Annotated in this window: 6 protein-coding genes and 1 riboswitch; of the genes, 4 read left to right on the top strand and 2 right to left on the bottom strand. The window is 39.7% G+C overall.

Features of this window, described 5'->3' with window-relative positions:
- Positions 1–150: 150 nt before the first annotated feature.
- The gene (locus ABES02_RS06575) at positions 151–1464 is read right to left on the bottom strand and encodes a nucleobase:cation symporter-2 family protein (RefSeq protein ID WP_430132391.1); all 1314 of its coding nucleotides are present in this window, start codon (positions 1462–1464) and stop codon (positions 151–153) included.
- The gene (locus ABES02_RS06580; RefSeq protein ID WP_430132393.1) at positions 1464–2057 is read right to left on the bottom strand and encodes a xanthine phosphoribosyltransferase; all 594 of its coding nucleotides are present in this window, start codon (positions 2055–2057) and stop codon (positions 1464–1466) included. Before ABES02_RS06580 ends, ABES02_RS06575 begins: the two co-directional genes overlap by 1 nt.
- A 125-nt stretch (positions 2058–2182) precedes the next feature.
- A riboswitch (purine riboswitch) is annotated at positions 2183–2284 on the bottom strand.
- Between the two features lie 219 nt (positions 2285–2503).
- On the opposite strand from ABES02_RS06580, the gene ABES02_RS06585 reads away from it, so the two are divergent.
- The 4 genes from ABES02_RS06585 to ABES02_RS06600 all read left to right on the top strand — a co-directional run bounded on the left by ABES02_RS06585 (position 2504) and on the right by ABES02_RS06600 (position 8178).
- A complete protein-coding gene (locus tag ABES02_RS06585) occupies positions 2504–4159 on the top strand; it encodes an AMP-binding protein (protein WP_430132395.1) in 1656 nt (551 codons plus the stop codon).
- Between the two features lie 10 nt (positions 4160–4169).
- The gene (locus ABES02_RS06590) at positions 4170–5717 is read left to right on the top strand and encodes an acyl-CoA carboxylase subunit beta (protein WP_430132397.1); all 1548 of its coding nucleotides are present in this window, start codon (positions 4170–4172) and stop codon (positions 5715–5717) included.
- Positions 5718–5995: 278 nt separating this feature from the next.
- Positions 5996–7186, top strand: coding sequence for a glycine C-acetyltransferase (locus ABES02_RS06595; protein WP_430132399.1), 1191 nt, complete (start codon positions 5996–5998; stop codon positions 7184–7186).
- Positions 7187–7215: 29 nt separating this feature from the next.
- Positions 7216–8178: an L-threonine 3-dehydrogenase gene (locus tag ABES02_RS06600; RefSeq protein ID WP_430132401.1), complete on the top strand. Its 963-nt coding sequence runs from the start codon at positions 7216–7218 to the stop codon at positions 8176–8178.
- Positions 8179–8261: the final 83 nt, after the last annotated feature.

Consider the following 8261-nt stretch of genomic DNA (forward strand, 5'->3'; position numbering starts at 1 on the left):
AACAGCCAAATTTAACAGAGCTTTGTATAAAAAAAGGAACCCCGCTCAGGAAATGAGCGGGGTACATGAAAAAAGTAATTCAAACGGTAGACAAAGTGTAACACAAAATTATATAAAAACCTAATTTCTTTGGATATAAATTTTTGGGAATTAAACGGCACTTTGATTATTGGCTTGTCCGGATAACTGTTGTTCTTTGTTTGGTCTCATAATATTAAAGACGATATTCAGGAAGATTGCCGTCAAGCTTCCAGCTACAATCCCATTGTTTGTTAAAATCTTGACGCTTTCTGGTAAATGATTAAATAAATCTGGAACTGCAGTGACGCCAAGTCCCATGCCGACAGAGCAAGCGATAATTAACAGGTTTTCCTGGGAGGCAAATTCCACTTTACTAAGCATTTTGATTCCATATGCAATAACCATACCAAACATGGCTACCATCGCTCCACCAAGCACAGGTGTTGGGATAACAGTCGTTAATGCACCAATTTTAGGAACAAAACCTAGAACAACCAGAATTCCACCCATCGTATAGATGACGTTTTTCCCTTTTACTCCGGACAACTGGACTAGTCCAACATTTTGTGAGTAGGTAGTATAAGGGAAGGCATTAAACAAAGCACCTAAAATACTTGCAAATCCCTCAGCACGATAACCTTTCGCTAGGTCTTGTTCAGAAAGTTTTTTTCCAGTAATGTCACTTAGTGCAAAATAAACTCCCGTCGATTCAACAAGACTAACAATAGCAACTAAAGTCATTGTAATAATAGGTGTCAATTCAAAAGTAGGAGTTCCAAAGTAAAAAGGTTGTACCATATGAAACCAAGAAGCATCTCCCACCGCAGAAAAATTCACTTTTCCCATAATCGATGCTGCAAGCGTCCCAGCCATTAATCCTAATAGGATCGAAATAGAACGAATAAAGCCTGTTGTAAAACGATACAACAAGATAATAAATAATAAAGTTCCAAATGCAAGACTAATATTGGAAATCGAACCAAAGTCAGGGCTTCCTTGACCTCCAGCGATGTTATTCATGGCGACTGGGATTAGAGTAATCCCAATAATTGTCACGACAGAACCAGTTACAACTGGAGGGAAAAACTTAATTAATTTACCGAAGAAACCCGAAATAAGAATCACGATCAAGCCTGAGAGAAGGATAGAACCATAAATAGATGAAATTCCATATTGACTTCCGATTGCAATCATCGGACCAACCGCTGTAAATGTACAACCAAGAACAATTGGCAACCCGATTCCAAAAAAGCGATTCTGCCAAACTTGTAAAATAGTTGCGATTCCGCACATTAAAATATCGATAGAAACTAAGTAGGTTAATTGTTCGCCATTAAATTTAAGGGCACCGCCAACGATAAGTGGGACAATCACGGCTCCTGCATACATCGCTAATACATGCTGAATACCTAAAGATGCAATTTTGAATGGATGTTGTTTCATTAGATTAATTCCTCCACTTTTTCATTTATAAACTTAACTTCCCCGTTAGAGAGAGACGCAACTCTTGCAAGTGATTCCACTCTTAATCCGGCCTCTTTTAAAAGCCTGGCCCCTTGCTGGAAGGATTTTTCAATGACGATTCCAATACCGGCAATCTCGGCACCTGCTTGCTGCACCATTTCCACTAAACCAAAGGCAGCCTGACCATTGGCAAGAAAGTCGTCAATAATTAACACTTTATCATTCTCGGATAAATATTTTTTTGAGAGTGAAATTTCACTTGTATCATTTTTTGTAAATGAATGAACGGTTGCAGTAAGCAAATCATTATTTAGGGTTAACGATTTTCTTTTTCTAGCAAAAATAACAGGAACTTGCATTTGTAAACCAGTCATCACAGCTGGAGCTATTCCGGAGGATTCGATCGTGACGATTTTCGTAATCCCAACACCCTCAAATTTATTAGCAAATTCTTTTCCTATTTCAAGCATTAATTCCGGATCAATTTGGTGATTCAAAAAAGAATCCACTTTTAGCACATTTTCAGATAGGACCTTACCATCCAATTTGATTCTTTCTTCTAATAACTTCATGCTTAACCCCCTAAGAAAAATAAAAAGCCCAAAAGCCATTACTCACATCAACATTTGAGTGAGGTAATGACCTTTGGGCTTTTAACCGAAAGAATAAATAGAAATCCGCAAATAAAACAATAACGGCTTTCTCATTACCCACTCATAGTCAGATTGTTAACGGCAATCTGGTAGAAACTTGCGGGCCATATCCCCACGATTATATGAGTGAAACTTATTCATTTATATTCACAGTATAACGAGAGAAAAGAGGTAAATCAATCACTTTTTCTTAAAAAACGAATAATTAAAGTGAAATAATAATTTTTGTTCGGGTTTGAAACTGTTTTCAAAGTTGATGAATTGAAGTAGAAGAGAAAGATTGAAGACCAATTCATTTTTATGTACTATTAATATGTACAATTAAATCAGAAAATTCAGAAATGAGATGTGGAGGGATGATATAAGTGGTAAAAACAGTTCGACCCTATTGGCCCAAGCAGGTTCCAACCCAATTGACTTATTTGCAAGGAGAAAAGCCTCTAGTTGAATATTTGGAACAGCACGGGAAACAAAGACCAAATGAAACAGCATATATATTTTATGGAAACAAGATTACATGGGTTAAACTATTAGACTCTGTAAACCGATTCTCAAGTTACTTACGTAAAAAAGGTGTGAAGAAAGGAAGCTGTGTAGCCCTTTATTTACAAAACTGCCCTCAATATATCATTGCTCATTTCGCAATTCAAAAATTGGGCGGCATTGTTGTTCCGTTAAACCCAATGTTTAAAGAGAATGAATTAGCCTATTACTTAGAAGAGGCACCGATCGAAGGAATCATTGTCGGTTCCGAAGGTTTTCCTCTTGTAAAAAAAGCAATTGAAAAAGTACGTCCTCTAAATTTTGTTGTCACTGCCAACTATGATGATTTCCTCCCAGACCAAACCGAATGGAAGTTTCCTGAAGAATTCATTTTTCCAAAACAAACGTTTCCTGAAGCGGATGACTTCTATGAGATTCTCCAAACAGAAATGCCCGTTGATGTGAAAGTAAATGTTAATTTGTGGAATGATGTAGGTTTAATGGTGTTTACTTCCGGTACGACGGGGCGCCCAAAAGGGGCTATGTTAACTTACGGAAATGCTCTATTCAAAGCAGCTGCTTCCTCGCAGGCAAACGGAATAACCGGCGACGAAATTCTCTTAGCCAGTGCGCCGTTATGCCATATCGCCGGCATGCTGATGGGATTGAACACCCCTATCTATTCTGGCAGGCCTTGTGTTTTGTTTATAAGGTTTGATCCGTTAGCCACTGTTGAAGCGATTGAAAAATACAGGGTCAGCTATTGGTATAGTATAGCTCCAATGAATTGGGCCATCTTACAAATTCCAGGGATTGCTGAACGGGATTTATCTAGTTTAAAGACAAATTTAGCAACAAGTTTCGGTGTCCAAGTAACGAAGGATCTTTCTGATAAATGGAAAACGATTACAAACGGAAGTATTCTTTATGAAGCGGCATACGGTCTGAGTGAAACCCACACCTGTGATACCTTTATGCCAAGAGAAAGAATCAAATTCGGTTCCTGTGGCATTCCTGTCTATGACACGGAAATACGCATTCTAAATCTCGAAACAGGTGAGGTTCAGCCTACTGGTAAGCAAGGTGAAATCGTTGTAAAAAATCCGGGTGTATTTAAAGGATATTTAAACCGTTCCAATGCTACTGCGGAAACTCTAAAAGATGGATGGGTCCATACAGGTGACGTTGGATACCTTGATGAGGAGGGTTATTTATTCTTTATCGGCCGTGTGAAGGAAATGATAAAAAGCTCTGGCTATAGTATTTTTCCTGAAGATGTCGAAGCCTTACTTAATCTGCATCCAGCGATTCGTCAGTCCGCCGTCATCGGCATTCCTGATCCGATAAAGGGTGAAGTGGTCAAAGCGTTTGTTGTGCTGAAGGACTCAGCTGCAGAAAATCCGACCCCTTCCGATATTATCAAGTGGTCAAAGGAAAACATGGCCGCTTATAAATACCCCCGCTATGTAGTGATTAAAGAGCAGCTTCCAGCTACGCCATCTGGGAAAGTATTAAGAAAATTGTTAAAAGAGGATTAGGGAGGAAAACATGGATCGTTTACAACAGCTTACAAGTGAATTGTTGGCCAAAAAAGAAGCAGCTCGTTTAGGCGGCGGAAACGAAAAAATTGCGGCACAGCATAGCAGAGGATTGTTAACCGCAAGAGAAAGAATCGAAAAATTAGCAGACCGGGGCACCTTTTTGGAACTCGGAATGTTAAACACTTCTGATGTCATTGGAACGGAGCATAAAAGCTATGGAGACGGGCTTCTTGCGGGTGTAGGGAAGGTGAATGGACGGCCTGCCGTTATTCAAGCTGGTGACAAAACAGTTTTTGCTGGGACAGAAGGGAATGTCCACATTCGTAAATCGAAAAGCATTCATGAATTTGCTGTAAAAAACGGGCTGCCGCTTTTCTCGCTCCATGAAGGAGGCGGGCTTAGGATGCCGGATGGCATGGGATCTGATGGCATAAGTGATAAATTGTTCCCACGAGAGATGCTTACTCTTCACCGTCAAGTACCAACAATGACGGCTATTTTAGGGGATAGCTTTGGAGGACCCACATGGGCTGCAGTTTCCTCCGATTTTGTTACTCAACTTCAAGGAACATGTATGGCGATTGCAGGACCAAGAATGCTTGAGCTTGCCAATGGTCAAAAATTAACACCGGAAGAATTGGGCGGAGTGGACGTTCATCATCGTTTTACAGGACAGATTGATGAGGACGGAGCTAGCGAGGGAGAATGCATAGAGCAAATAAAATCCTTTTACACGTATATGCCGCAGAATGCGGAGGAAAGGCCGCTAATGAGAGCAACAAACGATGACCCTTATCGATTAGTTGATGAGGTTTTGGCTATTTTACCGCAGCAAAACAATCGTGTTTATGATATGAAAAAAATCATTGCCTCACTTGTTGATGATGGGGTTACATTTGAGTTTCAACGGAAGTTCGGGAAGGGTTTAATCACCACTTTTGCCCATATGAATGGACACGTGGTTGGGATTGTGGCGAATCAGCCAAGCCATTTTGCCGGGGCACCTGGACCACATGAATGTCAAAAAGCAACGGAATTTATTTGTCTTTGCGATTCCTATCATATCCCGCTTATTTTTTTGCATGACACACCAGGATTCCGCATTAGCAGCGAAGCAGAAAAAGCAAAGATGCCGACAAAGATCATGGTTTGGAATCAAGCGCTCGCCCTATCAACCGTTCCGAAGATATCCGTTATTATTCGAAAAAGCATCGGCGCGGCCTATGGAAATATGTGCGGACCAGGAATGGGCGGCGATTTAGTGGTCGCATGGCCAACTGCGGAAATTAATTTTACAGGTCCTGAAGTCGGTGTCAATGTCGTGTTTGGCCGCGAACTGGCTCGTTCAGAAAACCCAAGTGAAGAAAGAAAGAAACTTTTAGAACTGTGGTCATTTGATAGTTCACCCTATAAAGCTGCTGCCAAACATTTAATTGATGATGTGATTCAGCCCAATGAAACAAGGAAATTCCTCTGCCAGTCGCTTGAATATTTATTAACCTCAAAAAGAGAAAAGAGTGAACGGCTTCTTGCAACATGGCCAACCGGAATTTAATTTTTATATTTAAGAACCTTTCCAATGGATTGGTTCTTTTTTCTTTGCAATGGATTTGTTCAAAATATCCTTTTCTCAATTTGGGCAATCTAAAATCATTAATATTTTTTTATTTTTTGTCCTCTAGGCATGAACATTTTCTAAAAAGTGTGATAAAGTATATTACAGGAATCCTATTATATAGGCATTTAACGAAGATATAACTGTCTTTTTGGAGCGGACAAATGTATTTGTTAAAACGACAAGAGGCTGCTCAGATAATATGAGGGGGTAAAGAAATGTCCAGTAACGTTTTAGAGCAATTTTTAAATGAAAACCTTGAAGATTTAAAAGGCAAAGGCCTTTACAATGTCATAGACCCGCTAGAAAGTCCGAATGGACCGATGATCACCATTAATGGAAAAGAACTTGTCAACCTTTCTTCGAATAACTATTTAGGCTTGGCAACAGATGAGCGTTTGAAAAAAGCTGCAGCAGAAGCGATTGAGAAATATGGAGTCGGTGCTGGTGCCGTTCGTACCATTAATGGAACACTTAAGCTACATGTTGAATTAGAGGAAAAACTAGCTGAATTTAAACATACGGAAGCAGCAATTGCCTACCAGTCAGGATTTAATTGTAACATGGCCGCGATTTCTGCCGTTATGGATAAAAATGATGCCATTTTATCAGACGAATTAAACCATGCCTCCATCATTGACGGATGTAGACTATCTAAAGCTAAAATCATTCGAGTTAACCATTCTGATATGGAAGATTTACGAGCAAAGGCGAAAGAAGCAAAAGAATCTGGTCAGTACAATAAAATCATGGTCATAACAGATGGCGTGTTTTCGATGGATGGCGATGTTGCCTTATTACCTGAAATAGTAAAAATTGCCGAAGAATTTGATTTAATTACATATGTCGATGATGCCCATGGCTCTGGTGTTCTCGGAGAAGGTGCAGGGACGGTCAAGCATTTTGGCCTATCTGACAAGATTGATTTCCAAATCGGGACGCTTTCAAAAGCGATCGGTGTTGTCGGCGGATATGTTGCTGGGAAGAAAAACCTGATTGATTGGTTAAAGGTTCGCAGCCGTCCTTTCTTATTTTCTACTTCTTTAACCCCGGCAGATGTTGCAGCAAGCAAAAAGTCGATAGAAATTTTAATGGAAAGCACAGAGCTTAATCAAAAGCTTTGGAAAAACGGCGACTATCTGAAAAAAGGGTTAAAGGAATTAGGATTTAATATCGGCAACAGTGAAACTCCGATTACACCTTGTATTATTGGAGACGAAAGCCTGACCCAGCAATTTAGCAAACGATTAAATGAAGAAGGCGTTTATGCCAAAGCGATTGTTTTCCCAACCGTACCTAAAGGAACAGGCAGGGTTCGTAATATGCCGACTGCTGCCCATACTAAAGAAATGCTTGATCAAGCAATTTCTATTTATGAAAAAGTAGGGAAAGAAATGGGTATTATTTAAGATTACAATGACTGAGGTGGAGAAACAGCATGAAACGAATATTAATTACTGGAGCTTTAGGGCAAATTGGATCTGAATTAACCATGAAGCTAAGAGATATATACGGGCCAGACAATGTCATTGCGACAGATATTAAAAAGAATGACAGTGAAGCAGCACAAAGCGGTCCCTTTGAGATTTTAGACGTAACAGATTTAAAAAAAATGGTTGGGATAGCAAAAAAATATAAAGTTGATACTGTCATGCATTTAGCTGCACTTCTATCAGCAACAGCAGAAGAAAAACCTGTATTTGCTTGGAATTTAAATATGGGCGGTTTAATGAATGCCCTTGAAACAGCAAGGGAATTAAAGGCACAATTTTTTACACCTAGCTCAATCGGAGCATTTGGACCTTCTACACCGAAAGACGATACACCACAAGATACCATCATGCGCCCAACCACCATGTATGGGGTAAATAAAGTAGCAGGCGAGCTATTGTCTGATTATTACCATCAAAAATTTGGGGTAGACACAAGGGGAGTGCGTTTTCCTGGTTTAATTTCCTACGTAGCCTTACCTGGCGGTGGAACGACCGATTATGCCGTGGAAATCTACTATGAGGCAGTCAAAAATGGTAAATACACATCCTACATTGATAAAGGTACCTACATGGATATGATGTATATGCCAGATGCATTGAAGGCGATCATTGACCTAATGGAGGCAGATGCATCAAAGTTAATCCATCGGAACTCCTTTAATGTTAGTTCGATGAGCTTTGATCCAGAAGAAATTGCAGCAAGTATTGCAAAATATATCCCTGGATTTAAAATAGCTTATAATGTGGATCCTGCCCGACAAATGATTGCGGATAGCTGGCCAAATTCCATTGATTCATCAGCAGCTAAAGAAGAATGGGGCTTCAAATTCGACTACGATTTAGACAAAATGACGAAGGATATGATTGACAAACTGCGTCAAAAACTACGAATGAAAATCTCTAGCTAATGAAAAAAACAGCGAAGCAATGCTTTCGCTGCAGATTGTAGACAAAAGGCATTCGAATGAGTCCATTCGGATGCCTTTTGTTG

Origin of the sequence: Neobacillus pocheonensis (assembly GCF_050477905.1) — a bacterium.
GTDB lineage: Bacteria > Bacillota > Bacilli > Bacillales > Cytobacillaceae > Neobacillus > Neobacillus pocheonensis_A.

Coding starts and splice junctions, on each gene's coding strand:
- ABES02_RS06575 (WP_430132391.1), bottom strand. CDS start 1,464: ATGAAACAACATCCATTCAAAATTGCATCTTTAGGTATTCAGCATGTA.
- ABES02_RS06580 (WP_430132393.1), bottom strand. CDS start 2,057: ATGAAGTTATTAGAAGAAAGAATCAAATTGGATGGTAAGGTCCTATCT.
- ABES02_RS06590 (WP_430132397.1), top strand. CDS start 4,170: ATGGATCGTTTACAACAGCTTACAAGTGAATTGTTGGCCAAAAAAGAA.
- ABES02_RS06595 (WP_430132399.1), top strand. CDS start 5,996: ATGTCCAGTAACGTTTTAGAGCAATTTTTAAATGAAAACCTTGAAGAT.
- ABES02_RS06600 (WP_430132401.1), top strand. CDS start 7,216: ATGAAACGAATATTAATTACTGGAGCTTTAGGGCAAATTGGATCTGAA.